Raw genomic sequence first — 16,663 nt, 5'->3', positions numbered from 1 at the left:
ATGCGGGATAGCGGCCTGTCCGCTTCCGGAGGCCGTCGCGGATAGTTGCCGTTCCGCTCACGACCGCTGCCGGTTGTCCTGTGCGCCATCGGCCCGGCCCCGAAGCGGACAGCCGAGACGGCGTCTTTCATCGCTTGCCGCTAACCGTCACAGCGATCGTGCGAAATCCACGAGTGCGCGGCTCACTTCGCCAGGTTTCTCCTGTGGCGCCCAGTGACCGCAGTCGGGGATGAAGACCGGCGGCACGAGATTGGGAACAAGCGCCGGCATGGCCGCGATCAACTCTTTCATGCCGGGGATGCTCAAGCCGGGGTCCTGCTCGCCCGTCAGGTACAGCGCCGGAACCTCCGCCTTTCGTCCCGCGAGCGAGCGCTGCAGATGCCAGTTCCGGTCGAGATTGCGGTAGTAGTTGAGTCCGCCACGGAACCCCGAGGTTCGGAAGGCCTGCACGAAGATGTCGAGATCCTCCTCGCTCAGCCAATGCGGCAGCGTGGCAGGCTCGGGCAGCGGCGCCAGGAAACCGTCCCGCTTGGCGACCATTCCGAAGGGGTTCGGGGTATCGTCGCCTTCCCGGCGCAGTCCGGCATCACGCGAGGCGCCGAACAGAACCTTGCGGAGCGTCGCACCGACGTCGCGCTCCAGCTCCTCCTCGGCTCGGCCGACGTCCTGGAAGTAGAGCGTGTAATGTTCCGCATCTTCCGTCCGGGGGAAGATCCGGGTCGGCGGCAGCGGCGGGTTCGCCATCATCGGCACGCCGACAGCGGCAACCGCGCGGAACCGGTCGGGACGCATCAGGGCCGCCTGCCATGCGACGGTGCTGCCCCAATCGTTGCCGACCACGATCGCCGAGGGTTCGTCGAGGGCGTCGAGAAGGCCAACCAGATCGCCGACGAGATCCAGGACCGTGTAGCGCTCGACATCGGCCGGCGCCTCGGTCTGCCCGAATCCTCGCATGTCGGGCGCAACGGCACGAAACCCGGCAGCCGACAGGGCCGATAGCTGGTGTCGCCACGAATGGGACGTTTCGGGGAAGCCGTGGGCAAGGATCACGAGCGGTCCTTGCCCCGCTTCGAGAACGTGCATGCGCAGGCCATTGGCGTCGAGAAAGCGTGAAGTCATGGTAGCCACCGTTTGCTGATGCGCAACTTTCTATGTTACGGTTTGGCTGCCGTCAAGTTTCCATAACAGTGCGAGTTGCGAAATGTCCGACACCCGCCTCGCTCGCATGCTCCACGTGCTTGCCCACATGCACCTGCTTGGCGGCACCGAGACATCCGAGACCATCGCGCTGATGCTCGACACCAACCCCGTGGTGGTGCGTCGGACGATGGGTATCCTGAAGCACCACGGGCTGGTCACCTCGACCGGGGGACGCAGCGGGGGATGGAGGCTGGCGAAACCGGCCCAGGAGATCACGGTTCGCCAGGTGCATGACGCCCTGTCCACCGGATCCTCCTTCGCGTTCAGCCTGTCGAACGACCACCCGGCCTGCCCTGTCGAGGGTTCGGCCAACCACATTCTCCGACAGGCGATGGAGAAGGCGGAGGCGACGCTTCGCGCCGAGTTGGATGACGTCAGCATTGACGACATCGCTTCGGCGGCATCGGCGAAACGGTGAACACTCGCCTCCGCTTGGCAGGCTCGACGGCTGAAAGCGGACCGGCAGGTTTCAGACGAAGACGCCGGGAAGCAGCCGTTCCGCTCACGACCCAATGTCGACCAACAGCGTGGAATGCGAACGTCCCATAACCGGACGTTCGTACCAAAGCGCAAGCTTAGACTGCGAACCGATCCGTTGCTCTGATGAGTTGGTCGAGGATGCCAGGCTCGGTGGTGGCGTGGCCCGCACCTTCGACGATATGGAAGGATGCGTCTGGCCAGGCCTTGTGTAGGAGGTAGGCATTCTTCACCGGGCACGGCATGTCGTATCGACCGTGGATGATCGCGCCCGGTATGCCCTTCATCCGCCCCGCATCACGCAGTAGCTGCCCGTCCTCCATCCAGCAGTCGTGAACGAAGTAGTGGTTCTCCAGCCGGGCGAAGGCGAGCGCGAAGTGCCCATCGGCGTAGGCGGCCGAGAAATCCGGGTTGGGCAGAAGCGTGATGGTCTCGCCTTCCCAGATGGTCCAGGCCTTTGCGGCCTCGACCCGAACGTCTAGGTGGTCGGAGGTCAGCAGCTTCCTGTAGGCCAAGATAATGTCGCCTCGATCTGACACGGCGATCGGAGCAATGAAGCGCTCCCACTTCTCGGGAAACATCTCCGAGACGCCGAACTGGTAGTACCAGTCGAGTTCGGCTCGCGTCAGGGTGTAGATGCCACGCAGGATCAGTTCGCTGACCCGCTCCGGATGGGTCTGCGCGTAGGCCATGGCGAGCGTCGAACCCCATGACCCCCCTAGCACCAGCCATCGCTCCACACCCATGTGCTGGCGCAGCCGTTCCATGTCCTCCACGAGATGCCAGGTCGTGTTGGCTTCCAGGCTGGCATAAGGGGCCGAGCGACCGCATCCCCGCTGGTCAAACAGTAGCACGTCGTAGCGGCTCGGATCGAAAAGGCGTCGGTAGTCGGGTTTGATCCCGCCCCCCGGTCCTCCGTGCAGGAACACGGCTGGCTTGGCTCCACGCGTCCCGACACGCTCGTAGTAGACCGTGTGCCCGTCTCCAACGTCGAGCGCTCCCGTCTCGTAGGGCTCGATCGGGGGATACATGGTTCGAAGCGCATCGACTGACATTCGCGGCATTCCCTCGTTGGATACTCGTATACGAGATGACGGGTAGCTGATTGATGTGGTAGTTGCCAAGGATCTTCATCGGAGGTCCCATGGCCCGATCTATCCGGCCCGCCCTTGCGAACGCTTTCAAGCCGCAGACTGTCGGCGACCAGATCACGGCCTCCATTCGGTCTGCCATCGTTGAGGGCACGCTTCCACCCGGCGAGGTGCTACGTCAGGACGAGCTGGCGGCCCGGTTCGGGTTCAGCCGTATGCCGATCCGTGACGCGCTTCGGCAACTCGAAGCCGAGGGCTTGGTCGCGATCCATCCGACCAAGGGTGCACAGGTCGCCCGCCTGGACGCCGTAGAACTCCTAGAAATCTTCGGGATGCGGGTCATTCTGGAGGTCGGGGCGTTGCGCCTGTCATGCTCCAACCTCGACGCACCAAGGTTGGAAGCGGCTGCGAGGCTGCTCAGTCAGATGTCGCGTGGAGCAGATGCGGCGAGTCTCTGCGATCTCAACCGGGCTTTCCACGCAACGCTATACGAGCCTTGCGGAAACGCTCGTCTGCTGTCGCAGATCGATCTCTACCTCAGGGCAGCGGATCGCTACGTCCGCATTCTTCTGTCGGCGATGGACTACCAACCGCAATCACATGCCGATCATCAGGCTATCCTCGACGCCTGCTGTAACGGGGATGCTGAAACGGCGGCCGACGCGCTTCGGCAACATTTGACGCACGGCAGTGCTCGCCTTCTTTCGGCATTGGACGCGCAGCCTGTCCGGTAAGCGCCAAATCCCCGTACCCCGAAGGTTCGCTTCCGGCGGTTGCCAGCTATAAGCGGACGGTCTGAAATCCACCCGCCCCTGCCGTTCCTGGATGGAGATGCAGCCCTTCCGCTTGTGACATCAGGCGGGCGGACATACTCGGCCGTCTTGTGGCGACTTCGCCTGATCGGCTACCGTCGGCCATATCGACAGTCGGATCAGGAAGCTGCCGTCAATGAAAATCGATCGCTGCGAGCAAACAGCTTCCCGTCCTTCGCTTTCACGCCGCCACCTGATCATGGGCGCGTCGTTGTACATCGCCGGTATCCTCCCAGTCTCTGCGGTCGCCGCCGATGATCCGATCGCCGCCATTGAACGCCAGCATGGCGGCCGACTTGGCTTGCTTGCGCTCGAAACCGGATCGGGCCGAACACTGGAACACCGTGCGGACGAACGCTTCTTGATGTGCAGCACCTTCAAGGGCCTGCTTGCGGCGCACGTGCTGGCACGCGTGGACGCGGGGATAGAGCAACTCGATCGCGACGTTCCCGTCTCACGCGACGATCTGCTGACCCCTTCTCCGGTGACGGCCGCGCATGTCTCGCGTGGCGCTCTGCCGGTGGAGATCCTCTGTCAGGGGATGGTCGAGACGAGCGACAACGCCGCCGCCAATTTGCTGATGAGGGCCAGTGGCGGACCCGGCGCTCTCACCCGCTTCCTTCGCGACCTGGGGGACGATGTCACGCGAGTAGACCGCTACGAGTTGGAAGCCAACTTTCCCGATGGGGAGTTGGATACGACGACGCCCCGGGCTATTGCGACTTCGGCACGCGAAATCCTTCTGGGAAACGTTCTGTCCCCGGAGAGCCGTTCCAGGCTCGAACTCTGGATGGTGAACTGTCAGCCCGGCCGGAGAAGGCTCCGTGCGGCGCTGCCCGCCGGGTGGGTGGCAGGCAACAGACCCGGCACAAACGCGCGCAATCAAACCAACGACTACGCTCTCGTCAGACCGCCGCGGCGGCCCCCACTTTTGGTCGCCGCCTATTACGATGCACCGGGACTCGAGCTGGCCGAGCGTGAGACGGTGCTGCGGAAGGCTGGTGCCGCTGTGGTGCAGTGGGCCGCTTGAGGGTTTGCCACGTCGACGTCTGAGGGTCTCCTGACCACCCAACTCAGCCCATTTCGCAGCGCTCTCTGCCAAGTCCATTCGGTGGCTCTTGCGACCGATACCGGCCCGTTGCCTGAGCCGCCATCCACCAGGCACTCCGAACACCCGGCCCGCATCATCTGCGGCGCATCCAGCCTTGCACCCTTGCCCATCCTCGGCTAGCCACAGCCTCTCCCGCACCGGATGGGCTACCCATGTCGCGCCTCAGCGCCAATCTCCTGCTGCTGCTCGCCGGTGCCGTCTGGGGCATGGGCTTCGTCGCCCAGTCCACGGCGATGGACGCGGTCGGCCCGTGGACCTACACGGCGGCAAAATTCGCCGTCGCGGCGCTGGCGCTCGCCCCCTTCGCGATCCTCGAGTCGCGCCGGGCGAAGGCGCCGCTGCCGGCCTCGGCGCGGACCGGCTTCGTCCTTGTCGGGCTGATGCTGTTTTCCGGCGCGATCCTGCAGCAGATCGGCATCGTCACCACCTCGGTGACCAATGCCGGCTTCCTGACCGGGCTCTACGTCGTGTTCACCCCGATCCTCGCCTTCGTCCTGCTGCGCGCCCGGCCGCATTGGGTGGTCTGGCCATCGGCCTTCGCCGCCTTTGCCGGCATCGTGCTGCTCGGCGGCGGCGGGGTCGCGGTGCCCGGCTTCGGCGACTGGCTGATGGTCGCCTGCGCGGCGTTCTTCGCGCTGCAGATCATCGCCGTCGGCGTCTTCGCCGGCCCGACCGGACGGCCGCTCACCCTCTCCTTCACCCAGTTCGCGGTGGCAGCGCTGCTCGCCGGGCTCGGCATGCTGGCCCTGGAAGCGCCGACCCCCACCTCCCTCGCCGCCGCCTGGCCGGAGATCCTCTATGGCGGCCTGTTCTCCACCGCCCTCGCCTTCACCCTGCAGATCATCGGCCAGCGCCACACCACCGCCGCCCAGGCGGCGATCTTCCTCTCCTCCGAAGCGCTGTTCGCCGCCCTGTTCGCCGCCCTGCTGCTCGGCGAACGCATCGCCGCCATCGGCATTCTCGGCTGCATCCTGATCTTCGCCGCCATGCTGGCGGTGGAACTGGTGCCGCTGCGCGACAAAGGCCCCAGGTCCGTAGCTCGATAAGCCGGACTTTTCGCGCGCCCCCGTCGGAAGGCGATGACCGCAGAGGTTTCATCGGTGCGCACCCGGCAGCTAACCGACACGCGGCGCGCGGGCAGCGATGCCTTGCGGTTGCGGTTGCGGGTCGCCGGTATGCCACGGCCTGTCCCGTCTGCCACCTCCTCAGGGCCGCCCACCCCCCTCTGTCCTGCCGGACATCTCCCCCACAAGGGGGGAGATCGGCTTGTCGCCAACATTCCCGCTTTTGGTCTGGCGCACGACATCGGAAGCAAGGCTGCCGCCCTCACCAGCTTCGATCTCCCCCCTTGTGGGGGAGATGCCGGCAGGCAGAGGGGGGTATCCCACCCACCTAGCTCGGCCGCGGCGTGTTTCGCACATGAAGCCGGCCACGGCTGAACCACGATGCCACGCGCCACCGCGTCTGCTATCAAGCGCTGACCGGACGGAGGGGATGATGGACGCCGACGACGACCAGCCGAAGGGCGAACTGACGATGCGGGTGCCGGCGATGCCGGCCGACGCCAACGCCAATGGCGACATCTTCGGCGGTTGGGTGATGGCGCAGATGGATCTCGCCGCCGGCATCCGCGGCGCCGAGCGGGCGCATGGCCGCGTCGCCACCGTCGCGGTCAACGCGCTCACCTTCCGCAAGCCGGTGAAGATCGGCGACACGCTCTGTGTCTATTCGGTCATCGACAAGGTCGGCCGCAGCTCGATCTCGCTCTCCATCGAGGCCTGGGCGCAGCGGCATCTGACCCGCGAGCGGATCAAGGTGACCGAGGCCTCCTTCGTCATGGTGGCGATCGACGAGGCGGGCCGCCCGGTGCCGGTGCCGCCCGAGGCACCGCTGATCCCCTGACGCGCTACTTGCAGACCACGCGGCGGCGGTTCTTGGCGTCGAGATGCAGATGGTCGCGATGCGCGTGGTTGTAGCCCGGGCCGAGCACCGTGCCGAAATAGCGGCAGGCCGATTCCCGCACCGCGCTCTGGAACGACTTCTGCCGGAACGAGAAGAAGCCCTTCTTCTCGACGTCGAACAGCGAGCCGTCGGAGAACGCAAAGCCCCGCACGTCGAGCGCGTTGCCGGAGGCATGTTCGGAGACGGTGCGCGAGCCGGCGATGCGCGAGCAGCGATAGGACGAGGCGTTGAGCACCGCCGTCGGGCGCTTCCACAGCTTCCAGCGCGCCGCCGGCTTCACCTCCTCCTCGACCCATTGCGAGATGCGGATCGCCGAGGCGCAGTTCAGCGTCGCCGCCGGCTTCATTGCCACGCCCTCGGCGATGGCCGTGATCTTCACCGGGTGCGGGATGCCGCAGCCTTTGCCCTTGCCGATCGGCGCGACGTCGACGAACTTGACCCCCATCCGGCGCAGCGTCGCCCGGCACATCGCCTCGGCCCGCGGCATGGCGCGATAGCCGCTCGGCGTCTCGTCCTCCAGCGCGCCGCGACCCGGCACGACCGGCTCGGGCCGCACCGGCGCCGGCTCCAGCGCCGCCACCGCCTGCTGCGGGCCCGGCGCGACGACCGACCGCGCCGGGGCCGGCGCCGGCACGGCGCGGGCCAGCGCTTCGGGCGAGACCTGCTTGAGCCCGGCCCAGGGATCGCCGGCCGGCGCTGCCGGCGCGTAGCCGCCGTCGATGCTCACCGGCGCGGCCAGCGGCGGCGGCGGCGGCGCCGGCTCGGCCGCGACCGGCAGCGTCTCGGCCTGCATCGGGGCGGGCGGCGGCAGGGCGGCAGCCGGCGCGCCGCCGCCGCCGAGCAGGTCCTCGGTCAGCGACCAGCCGTCGTCGGAAGGTGCGACCGGTGCGGGCGGCGCCGCCTGCACGGCGTTCTGCTGCGCCTGGCTGTGCTCGACCAGCGCCTCGTAGCCCTGGTCGCCGAGCCGCGGGGCGCTCGGCACATAGCCCTCGCCCGGCGCCGGCAGGCGGCCGCCCCACATCAGCTGGCCACCGCCCGGCACCGCCGCCGGCGGCACCGGGGCGAAGTCGGACTGCGCGAGGGCGCCGGAAAGATGGCTCGCCGTCGCCAGGGCGACAGCGAGCGCGGCGATGCGCCAGATGCGTTTACGCGATACCATGCACCGGCCTTTCGTCATCCGCCGAACGTGGGCGGATGCGCCAGACCCTAGGCAGGTTTGGTAAGCGAAGGATGAATCCCGCAGCTTCCGCCCGCGACGCGGCGTCGCTTCTTCCAAGCCGGCCTCCGGCTCTCTATATGCGCCGCATGGCTTCCCGACCCCGACAGACCCGCCCCGCCAAGTCCCCCTCAGACGAGCCGCCGTTCGACCCCGGCGCGCCGGCGCGGCGCGGCCCGCTGCAGGATTTCGCCGACGCCGCCGAGCGAACGTCGGAGGGCTTCGCCGAGGCGCCGCAGGCGGGCTTCGACAGCGGCGCGCCGCTCGATGGGCCGGTCTCCGGCTGGGCCGAATCCATCGCCAGCGAGGCCGCCGCCACCCCGGCGCCGAAGCCGCCGAAGGCCCGCGCCGCCGACCGGCCGATGAAATCCTCCCGCGGCACCTCGATGGGCGGCACCACCGACCCGAAGCAGCGCGCCGCCGCCGGGCTCAACCCGGTCGCCGGCCTCGACGTCAGCCTCGAGGATGCCGGCCGCCTGCCGGAAGGCGGCGTCACCGCCACGGTCGAGGCGCTGACCAAGCTGATCTCCGAGGGCGACCCGCTCCTGAAGGACGGCAAGGTCTGGATCCCGCACCGCCCCGCACGGCCGGACAAGTCGGAGGGCGGCGTCCCCTTCCGCATCGCCTCGGACTACACCCCGATGGGCGACCAGCCGACCGCCATCAGGGACCTCGTCGCCGGCATTTCCGAGCGCGACCAGACCCAGGTGCTGCTCGGCGTCACCGGCTCCGGCAAGACCTTCACCGTCGCCAACGTCATCGAGCGGACGCAGCGCCCGGCGCTCGTCCTCGCGCCCAACAAGACGCTGGCGGCGCAGCTCTACGGCGAGTTCAAGAACTTCTTCCCCGACAACGCCGTCGAGTATTTCGTCTCCTACTACGACTACTACCAGCCCGAGGCCTACGTGCCGCGCTCGGACACCTATATCGAGAAGGAATCCTCGATCAACGAGCAGATCGACCGGATGCGCCATGCCGCCACCCGGGCGCTGCTCGAGCGCGACGACGTCATCATCGTCGCCTCGGTCTCCTGCATCTACGGTATCGGCTCGGTCGAGACCTACACCGCGATGACCTTCCAGATGGCCGTCGGCGACCGGCTCGACCAGCGCCAGCTCCTCGCCGACCTCGTCGCCCAGCAGTACAAGCGCCGCGACATGGATTTCCAGCGCGGCTCCTTCCGCGTCCGCGGCGACACGATCGAGATCTTCCCCGCCCATCTGGAGGACCGCGCCTGGCGCATCTCGATGTTCGGCGACGAGATCGAGCAGATCCAGGAATTCGACCCGCTCACCGGCTCGAAGACCGACGACCTCAAGTCGGTGAAGATCTACGCCAACTCGCATTACGTCACGCCCCGCCCGACGCTGAACCAGGCGGTGAAGTCGATCCGCGAGGAGCTGAAGCACCGCCTCGTCGAGCTGGAGAAGGCCGGCCGCCTGCTGGAAGCCCAGCGGCTCGAGCAGCGCACAAGATTCGACATCGAGATGATCGAGGCCACCGGCTCCTGCCCCGGCATCGAGAACTATTCGCGCTACCTCACCGGCCGCCAGCCCGGCCACCCGCCGCCGACCCTGTTCGAGTACCTGCCCGACAACGCCCTGGTCTTCATCGACGAGAGCCACGTCACCGTGCCGCAGATCGGCGCCATGTATCGCGGCGACTTCCGCCGCAAGGCGACGCTGGCCGAATACGGCTTCCGCCTGCCCTCCTGCATGGACAACCGGCCGCTGCGCTTCGAGGAGTGGAACGCCATGCGGCCGCAGACCGTCGCGGTCTCGGCCACCCCCGGCAGTTGGGAAATGGAGGAGGCCGGCGGCGTCTTCGCCGAGCAGGTCATCCGCCCCACCGGCCTGATCGACCCGCCGGTCGAGATCCGCCCGGCCCGCAGCCAGGTCGACGACCTCGTCGGCGAGATCCGCGAGACCGTCGCCAAGGGCTACCGCGTGCTCGCCACCGTGCTCACCAAGCGCATGGCCGAGGACCTCACCGAGTATCTGCACGAGCAGGGCATCCGCGTCCGCTACATGCATTCCGACATCGACACGCTGGAGCGCATCGAGATCATCCGCGATCTGCGCCTCGGCGCCTTCGACGTCCTGGTCGGCATCAACCTCCTGCGCGAGGGGCTCGACATCCCCGAATGCGGCCTCGTCGCCATTCTCGACGCCGACAAGGAAGGCTTCCTGCGCTCGGAGACCTCGCTGATCCAGACCATCGGCCGCGCCGCCCGCAACATCGACGGCAAGGTCATCCTCTATGCCGACCGCACCACCGGCTCGATGGAACGCGCCATCGCCGAGACCAGCCGGCGCCGCGAGAAGCAGGAGGCCTACAACGCCGCGCACGGCATCACCCCGGCTAGCGTGAAGGCGCATATCGCCGACATTCTCGACAGCTACTACGAGAAGGACCACGTCCGCATCGACGTCGGCCCCGGCGCCAAGGAAGGCGCCCTCGTCGGCAACAACCTGAAATCCCATCTGGAGCATCTCGAGCGCCAGATGCGCGAGGCCGCCGCCGACCTCGACTTCGAGACGGCCGCCCGCCTGCGCGACGAGCTCAAGCGCCTGCGCGCCAAGGAACTCGAATTCGGCGGCATCCCCGGCGGCGACGCCCACCTCAGCGACGGCGGCCTCGGCGACACCGCCGCCGACGCGATCGCCTTCGAGGAGGACGCCGTCTCGCCCGTCACCGGCCGCTCCAAGCACGGCCGCAAGACCAAGCGCGACCGCTCCCCCGCCGGCGGCGAGCGCTTCGGCCCGCGCGGCGAACCGCTGAAGCCCCGCGGCGAAGGCTCGCCCCGCCGCCCCGCGCCACTCTCCCGCCCGGCCCCGGCCGGCGAGACGCCCGCCGCCACGCCGGCCACGCCGGCCGCCGCGTCCTATTTCCACAAGCCTTCGCTCGACAGCATGGGCCCCGGCACCGACACGGCCGTCCCCGCCGGTCCCTCGCTGTTCCGCAAGAACTCCCTCGACGAAATGACCGTCGGCCGCACCGAAAAGCCCACCGGCAAGCCGGCTCCCAAAAAGCCGGCGACGCCGACGGCACAGCCGATCTCCCCCCCTGTGGGGGAGATGTCCGGCAGGACAGAGGGGGGTAAGTCATCCGCCAACGAGCCCGGCAAGCCGGCCGATCCTCGGAGCACCGACCCCGACTCCCCCGCCCCAATCCGCCGCGAGCGGATCGGCCGCGGCTCCTACGAGGACCCCGCCGACCAGCGCCGCAAGCGCCGCCCCGGCAAGACCGGCCGCCCGGGCCAGTAGGGCGGCAAAGCCCTCACCCGTCTGCTCGCTTCCGCTCGCATCCACCCTCTCCCCCCTGGGGAGAGGAAGGGCGCCGGCACCCGACGCCTCCCCTTCTCCCGAAACGGGGTCCGCAGGACGGGACGAGACACGTGGCTCGTCCCAGGGCGGTCCCGGCAGGGGGATGAGGGCGAACCCCGCCAACGCTTCAGGCAAAGCCCCTCTCCCCCCCTTGAGGGGGAGAAGTCCGGCAGGACAGAGGGGGGCGTGCCGCCCACCAACGCAGGCGGCGATCCGGCCGATCCGCGAGGCACCGACCCCGACTCCCCCGCCCCGATCCGCCGCGAGCGCATCGGCCGCGGCTCCTACGAGGACCCCGCCGACCAGCGCCGCAAGCGCCGCCCTGGCAAGACCGGCCGCCCGGGCCAGTAGGCGCCCGGATAAGCCCGACCCGTCTGCTCGCCCCTGCTCGAATCCACCCTCTCCCCGCTGGGGAGAGGAATGGCGGCCGTTCCGGTACGCCGCGCCCAACTCTGATCCCTGAGCCTTTCGAAGAACCAGGAACAGAGCCAGCGCCCCCGGGCCCTCGGACAGGTCCAGGATGAGAGACAACAGAGAGGTTTAGCCATGGTGCAAACAAGCGCCGGCACCCGACGCCTCACTTTCCTCCAAAACGGGAGAAGGTCCCGGCACCGGGGATGAGGGAAAATCTCCGCAAAGCCGCCTATCAGAAGAGACACCGTCTCCGCCGTCTTGAACGCTCGGTTTCAACCCCGGACGAATAATATCGCCCCCTCTGCCGCGCATCCTCTTGAATCAAACATCATTCGCGATATTGTCAAAGTCGATTCAGGACTTGGCGCTCTTAACTCTATTTTGGATTCGCAGCCCTCATGGCAGATCAAGCAAACGTTTCAAACGAAGAAATTGATATTGACGAGACATCAGTCGAAGACGAATCGTATATTCGATATGATATCGCATCGTACCCGTCAGACCTGACTATATCTGTATTGAAAGATATGTGGGATAAAGAAAATATTATTATCCCACAGTTTCAGAGAAATTACGTATGGACTATCAAACAGGCGTCTTCATTGGTCGAATCTTTTCTTCTCGGGCTCCCTGTACCTCAAGCATTTTTCTTCGTTGACGAAGACCAAAATAATCTCGTTATTGATGGACAGCAGCGCATCACTTCGTTGATATATTATCTCGATGGTTATTTTGGCGATGAGAATTTCCAAGGAAGACGGCAAGTTTTTAGACTTACTGGACTAAATGAAAGAAGCCCATTTGCTAAAAAGAGATTTACTGAATTAGACGAAAAAGATCAGAAAAAACTAGTTAATTCTGTTTTGCGCGTTGTCAATATTCGCCAGATGGCACCGAGAGACAACGACACAGCGGCCTTCCATATATTTGAAAGGCTTAACACTGGCGGAACTCCGCTGCGCGCCCAAGAGATCAGAAATTGCGTCTTCCACGGAGCTGTTGTAACTTCGCTCAATGAGCTGAATAAGTACCCTAGTTGGCGCAAGATAATAGGCAGAGAAAATCTGGATAAGCACCAACGTGACGTAGAAATCCTTCTTCGAGCCTACGCGATGTTCGAACGCTCTACCTCCTATGAAAAACCTATGAAAGAATTCCTCAATATCTCAATGAAAGAGAATATTGAGGCCAAATCTCGTTCTTTTAAGAGCTTTTATCGGAATTTTCCGGCGGTGTGCGATAAGATAGTTGAGGCATTTGGTGAAAGACCATTCCACGTACGAGGCCCAATCAATCTAGCAGCTTTGGATAGCGTATTTTCTGAAAGCATGCGGCACCCATCCGGTGATTTTGAAAAAGCACAAAAAATCTATGCTAAGCTCCTTAACAATAAAGAGTACACAGATAGCATATTTTTTAATACAAGTGATGCTTCTGCAGTCAAAGTACGTATGAGCGCCGTTAAAAAGTTATTTTGATATGGCATACACGGTTATTTTAGAAGATGCTGACAGCTACATAAGCCATCTCGATGACGCTGTTGATCTCGTAGATGATCCGTTGTTTAAAAATCGCTACATAGGGTTTCTTTGTGTAACAGCCGTTACATTTTTCGAAGAGGCTTTCAAAGACATCGTTATTGAGTTTGCCAAGAAAAAACATCCTGTTTTTGGAGTTCACATCGAAAGTTCTTACGATAGATTAAATGGGAGGATAAGCTTATCTGAAATTAGGAAGAGCCATGTTATTAGATTTGGAGAAAAGTATAAAAAGCGTTTTGATAGCTTTCTAGAGATCGAAGAAAAAAGCTCCTTGGGGTCTGGTGGCGGTTCAATCAAAAGTTCTTATGGAAATATTCTAACGTGGCGAAATAATTTTGTTCATGGAGGAAACGTTCCCTCCAATGCGAGCTACGATGAAGCTCGGACCGCGTACAATCGAAGCAAGACTGTTTTTATATGCCTCGATCGTGCGTTGAAGCGCTGACGGTCATTTGTTTTTGCTCCATTCACGGATTTATCCCCACCCCTTCCCCCCTCCCGCATAATCCCCGCATCGCCGCCCACGGCGGGCACGGACGATCGCCGGGATCGCCCGGGGGCGGCGAGCGGTGTCCGCGCCGGTGCCTCTTCCGGAGAGGCGCCGACCCGGACGGGCCGAACCGTCGCCGGACCGTCCCCCACTACGAGGGGGCCGCGGATCGATCCGCTTGAGCCCGCAAGGGCGAAGAGCCGGCCGGAAGGGGGTGTGGGTCCCAGCCAGCGACGAGCCCCGCGAGGAGCTTAAGGGCTGGGCAGACGACTCTTTCCCCTTTCCAATCGGACCGACAAGACACCGCGCGGATCGCCGACGGCGTGCCGCTCTTGATACAAGCCGATGGCGTGCCGTCGGCGATCCGCCGCCCGCCAGGGCGGCCGCATGCGGCAGACCGCCGGCCCACCCGGGCGCGGCGACGCTTTCGCACGCCCGCAGTCAAGGAGAGCCCCGAAACCCGAAGGAGGATGACCATGTCCGACGCGCCGATCGACCCGCCGCTGACGCCGGAGGAGATCGCCGAGAGCCGCCGGATCGCCGACGCGCACTTGAAGCTCGTCCGGGACGCGCTCCAGAACGCGCCGAAACCGCCGCGGCGCTCGAAGAAATCCCCGCCCCGGCGCGCCCGCTCGGGGGTGGACATGCATCCGGAGCGTCTGCTGCCCCACTCGGCGCTGTTGCTGACGCCGTTCTGCAAGCGCGGCGCCTGCCGGCGGGCCGGGCGTTGCTGCTTCGGCGAGCGCCCCGCCGACGCGGCTTGCGTCCCCGACCCGCACGGCGCCGCCCCGTGCTTCGCCCGGCTGCCGCTCGTGGTGCAGTACGTCCTGCCCTACGCGATCATGCGCCGGCACTTTCCGGAACGCTTCCGCGACGAGTTCACCATCCGCTGCGAGAAGTCCTGGATCGACGCCGCCCGCCGCAAGATCGCCGAAGCCGCGGCGGCGCGCGAGGCGCAGAGCGACGGTGCGGCGCGCGAAGGGCAATGGGAGGGTAAGGCGGGCGAAGGACGGAGCGAGGCTGCGGCGCCGGACGCCGCGTCGGACGCCGCTGCGCCGGCCCGGACGGCGTTCCCCGCGCCCCCGCCGCCGCGCCCGCGGCTGACGCAGCTGTGACGCTGCGTGCGCCGGCGGGGACGCCTGGATCCTCGGGACGGGGCCCGAGGATGACGCCGTGGGTGGCCCCGAGGGTGACGGCGTGGGTATGCCCGACGGTGACGTCGTGGGTGGGCCCGAGGAGGACGTCGGCATGCGTCACCGCGCGCGGGATGCAGAGCATAGCCGCTAGCGACGGGCCGCCCCCACATCCGCAATCGTCATCCTCGGGCCCCGTCCCGAGGATCCAGCAGCGCACCACCCGCGCTTCGGTCACCGGATCATCCGGCACGGCCGTCGAGGCATGGGTCCTCGGGTCAAGCCCGAGGATGACGCCGCGTTTAATGAGGGAGGCTACCCGCCGGCGCCGGCGCTTGCAGAACCCGCACGCCACGAAAGCCGCGTCATCCTCGGGCTTGCCCCGAGGACCCATTCCTCCGCGCCGGAGCGCCGCTCCGTGGCAGACGCACGCGCTTCCGCGCTCTGGAGAAGGCCCCGAAGCCTGGATCCTGGGTACGGGGCCCGAGGATGACGGCGCGTAGAAATGCCGACGCCCTACGGCGTCTTCTGCCCCGGGACGATGCCGCCGGAGGGGGTCGCGGCCATGGCGGAGGGCGTCACGCCGCCGACGGTGGGGCGGGCCGAGGGCACGCCGTCATTGTCGCCGAAGCCGAACAGGAACGGGATGCCGCGGCTCGGCGGGCGCAGCACCACCCGCCCGTCCGGCAGCCGCACCGGCACCGAGCGGGCCTTCTCGCGGTCCGACAGGGCGACGCCGACGGTGGCGTAGCCGTCGTCGAAACGGTCCTGCGCGGCGGCAGGGCCGATGCCGAGCGCCGGCAGGGCGACGAGCGCGGCGAGGGCCAGCGGCAGAGAGCGGATCATCGGAGACTCCTTTCCTCCCGACGCCGCGCCGGCGCCGGGCATTGCATCGAGGCGAAGGTCAGTAGCCCTGCTGGCCGGGCACGATGCCGCCGGAGGGCGTGTTCTCGTAGCCGCGGGTGCTGCCGCCGGACACGCAGCCGGCGAACGTCAGGGACAGGATCAGGGCAAGGGCAATGGCGGGCATCGGGCATTCTCCATGAGGGGTCGCCTCGAAGAACGCCGCCGCCGCCCGGCCGTTGCGCATCACGCCCCGCCTCCCGGGATCGTTACTCGTCGGGCTCCAGCACCGCCAGCGCCTCGATCAGGCCGATCATCGGGATGCGCGCCGCCTGCCGCGCCTCCGGCGCGGTGGCGCAGGCGAGCGTGTAGAGCCGGCCCTTCGCCCCCCAGAGGAATGCCGGCATCGCCAGATAGCCGGCCCTGGTGCGCAGGCCGTAGTCGCGCCGCACCACATCGCGGCCGCCAAGGGCCTGCAGCGCCGGCACACCGCGCTCGGCAAAGCCGCTGCGGGAGGGATCGCTCGCCAGCGCCGGCTTCAGCTGCCGCGCCGCGCCGGCGAGCCAGACCTCGTAGTCGGCCCAGGGCATCACGTCGGGGTTCATCACGTCCTCGGCCGACAGCCAGCGCGACCCCGCCGGCCTCGGCGGCGCCACGGCGTAGAGGCAGGAAAGCCCGGCCGAGGGGCAGGCCGGGCCGGTGCAGTCGTAGCGCTGCGGCGCCTCCAGCGTCGCCTCGGCCGGCGGCCCGGCCCGCCAGCCCGGCACCGCGAGGTCGCCCGAGGCCGCCAGCGCCGGGCCCGCGACGAGCCCTGCGACGAGGCCGAAGGCGGTCAGGATGCGACGCGGCACGGACGGCCTAGTAGAACAGCGAATTGTCGAGCTGCTCGGCCTGCTTCGCCCATTTCCCCTCGGGGTCGTCGACCGGCTTGGTGGCGCAGCCGGCGACCGACAGGGCGGCGAGAAGGAAGAAGGCAAGGCGAAGGGTCATGGATTTCGATCCGCAGGAGTGAGGCGGCATTGTCGCCCGCCCGCCGGGCCGTTTCAA

General features: G+C 66.3%; 17 protein-coding genes. 10 read left to right on the top strand and 7 right to left on the bottom strand.

Annotation, left to right across the window (positions count from 1 at the left end; all coding sequences use genetic code 11):
* Positions 1 to 147: 147 nt before the first annotated feature.
* Positions 148 to 1,119 carry an alpha/beta fold hydrolase gene (locus LXB15_RS04965; RefSeq protein ID WP_233951335.1) on the bottom strand — a complete coding sequence of 324 codons (972 nt, stop codon included), beginning with the start codon at positions 1,117 to 1,119 and terminating at the stop codon, positions 148 to 150.
* 82 nt (positions 1,120 to 1,201) lie between these two features.
* Here LXB15_RS04965 and LXB15_RS04960 point away from each other — a divergent pair, with 82 nt between their 5' ends.
* Positions 1,202 to 1,618: an Rrf2 family transcriptional regulator gene (locus tag LXB15_RS04960; protein WP_233951334.1), complete on the top strand. Its 417-nt coding sequence runs from the start codon at positions 1,202 to 1,204 to the stop codon at positions 1,616 to 1,618.
* A 157-nt stretch (positions 1,619 to 1,775) separates the two neighbouring features.
* On the opposite strand, the gene pip is transcribed toward LXB15_RS04960, so the two are convergent.
* A complete protein-coding gene (pip, locus tag LXB15_RS04955; RefSeq protein ID WP_370640177.1) occupies positions 1,776 to 2,732 on the bottom strand; it encodes a prolyl aminopeptidase in 957 nt (318 codons plus the stop codon).
* An 89-nt stretch (positions 2,733 to 2,821) separates the two neighbouring features.
* Here pip and LXB15_RS04950 point away from each other — a divergent pair, with 89 nt between their 5' ends.
* From LXB15_RS04950 to LXB15_RS04935, 4 genes are all read left to right on the top strand, one after another.
* On the top strand, positions 2,822 to 3,502 hold the full coding sequence (locus tag LXB15_RS04950) for a GntR family transcriptional regulator (RefSeq protein ID WP_233951331.1): 681 nt from the start codon (positions 2,822 to 2,824) through the stop codon (positions 3,500 to 3,502).
* 214 nt (positions 3,503 to 3,716) lie between these two features.
* Positions 3,717 to 4,610, top strand: coding sequence for a class A beta-lactamase (gene bla, locus LXB15_RS04945; protein ID WP_233951330.1), 894 nt, complete (start codon positions 3,717 to 3,719; stop codon positions 4,608 to 4,610).
* 233 nt (positions 4,611 to 4,843) lie between these two features.
* Complete coding sequence (locus LXB15_RS04940) at positions 4,844 to 5,737, top strand: DMT family transporter (RefSeq protein WP_233951329.1); 894 nt, start codon at positions 4,844 to 4,846, stop codon at positions 5,735 to 5,737.
* A gap of 451 nt (positions 5,738 to 6,188) precedes the next feature.
* Positions 6,189 to 6,593, top strand: coding sequence for an acyl-CoA thioesterase (locus LXB15_RS04935; RefSeq protein ID WP_233951328.1), 405 nt, complete (start codon positions 6,189 to 6,191; stop codon positions 6,591 to 6,593).
* Positions 6,594 to 6,597: 4 nt separating this feature from the next.
* Here LXB15_RS04935 and LXB15_RS04930 read toward each other — a convergent pair whose 3' ends face one another.
* Entirely contained in the window at positions 6,598 to 7,812 is a 1,215-nt protein-coding gene (locus tag LXB15_RS04930) for an extensin family protein (protein ID WP_233951327.1), read from the bottom strand.
* Between the two features lie 146 nt (positions 7,813 to 7,958).
* On the opposite strand from LXB15_RS04930, the gene uvrB reads away from it, so the two are divergent.
* The 5 genes from uvrB (at position 7,959) to LXB15_RS04905 (ending at position 14,755) form a co-directional block, all read left to right on the top strand.
* Complete coding sequence (gene uvrB, locus LXB15_RS04925; protein ID WP_370640176.1) at positions 7,959 to 11,135, top strand: excinuclease ABC subunit UvrB; 3,177 nt, start codon at positions 7,959 to 7,961, stop codon at positions 11,133 to 11,135.
* Positions 11,136 to 11,381: 246 nt separating this feature from the next.
* Positions 11,382 to 11,546 carry a hypothetical protein gene (locus LXB15_RS04920; RefSeq protein ID WP_233951326.1) on the top strand — a complete coding sequence of 55 codons (165 nt, stop codon included), beginning with the start codon at positions 11,382 to 11,384 and terminating at the stop codon, positions 11,544 to 11,546.
* Between the two features lie 461 nt (positions 11,547 to 12,007).
* Positions 12,008 to 13,087: a DUF262 domain-containing protein gene (locus LXB15_RS04915; RefSeq protein WP_233951324.1), complete on the top strand. Its 1,080-nt coding sequence runs from the start codon at positions 12,008 to 12,010 to the stop codon at positions 13,085 to 13,087.
* 1 nt (position 13,088) lies between these two features.
* Complete coding sequence (locus LXB15_RS04910; RefSeq protein ID WP_233951322.1) at positions 13,089 to 13,595, top strand: HEPN domain-containing protein; 507 nt, start codon at positions 13,089 to 13,091, stop codon at positions 13,593 to 13,595.
* 521 nt (positions 13,596 to 14,116) lie between these two features.
* Positions 14,117 to 14,755, top strand: a complete 639-nt coding sequence (locus tag LXB15_RS04905) for a hypothetical protein (protein ID WP_233951320.1) — start codon at positions 14,117 to 14,119, stop codon at positions 14,753 to 14,755.
* A 534-nt stretch (positions 14,756 to 15,289) separates the two neighbouring features.
* Here LXB15_RS04905 and LXB15_RS04900 read toward each other — a convergent pair.
* The 4 genes from LXB15_RS04900 to LXB15_RS20925 all read right to left on the bottom strand — a co-directional run bounded on the left by LXB15_RS04900 (position 15,290) and on the right by LXB15_RS20925 (position 16,606).
* Positions 15,290 to 15,619, bottom strand: coding sequence for a hypothetical protein (locus LXB15_RS04900; RefSeq protein WP_233951318.1), 330 nt, complete (start codon positions 15,617 to 15,619; stop codon positions 15,290 to 15,292).
* Positions 15,620 to 15,677: 58 nt separating this feature from the next.
* Entirely contained in the window at positions 15,678 to 15,803 is a 126-nt protein-coding gene (locus tag LXB15_RS20930; protein ID WP_255696709.1) for a hypothetical protein, read from the bottom strand.
* Between the two features lie 82 nt (positions 15,804 to 15,885).
* Entirely contained in the window at positions 15,886 to 16,467 is a 582-nt protein-coding gene (locus tag LXB15_RS04895; RefSeq protein WP_233951316.1) for a hypothetical protein, read from the bottom strand.
* 7 nt (positions 16,468 to 16,474) lie between these two features.
* Positions 16,475 to 16,606, bottom strand: coding sequence for a hypothetical protein (locus LXB15_RS20925; protein WP_255696708.1), 132 nt, complete (start codon positions 16,604 to 16,606; stop codon positions 16,475 to 16,477).
* Positions 16,607 to 16,663: the final 57 nt, after the last annotated feature.

Origin of the sequence: Aurantimonas sp. HBX-1 (assembly GCF_021391535.1) — a bacterium.
In the GTDB taxonomy this organism is placed as follows: Bacteria; Pseudomonadota; Alphaproteobacteria; order Rhizobiales; family Rhizobiaceae; genus Aurantimonas.
This window is presented reverse-complemented; position numbering and strand designations above follow the sequence as displayed.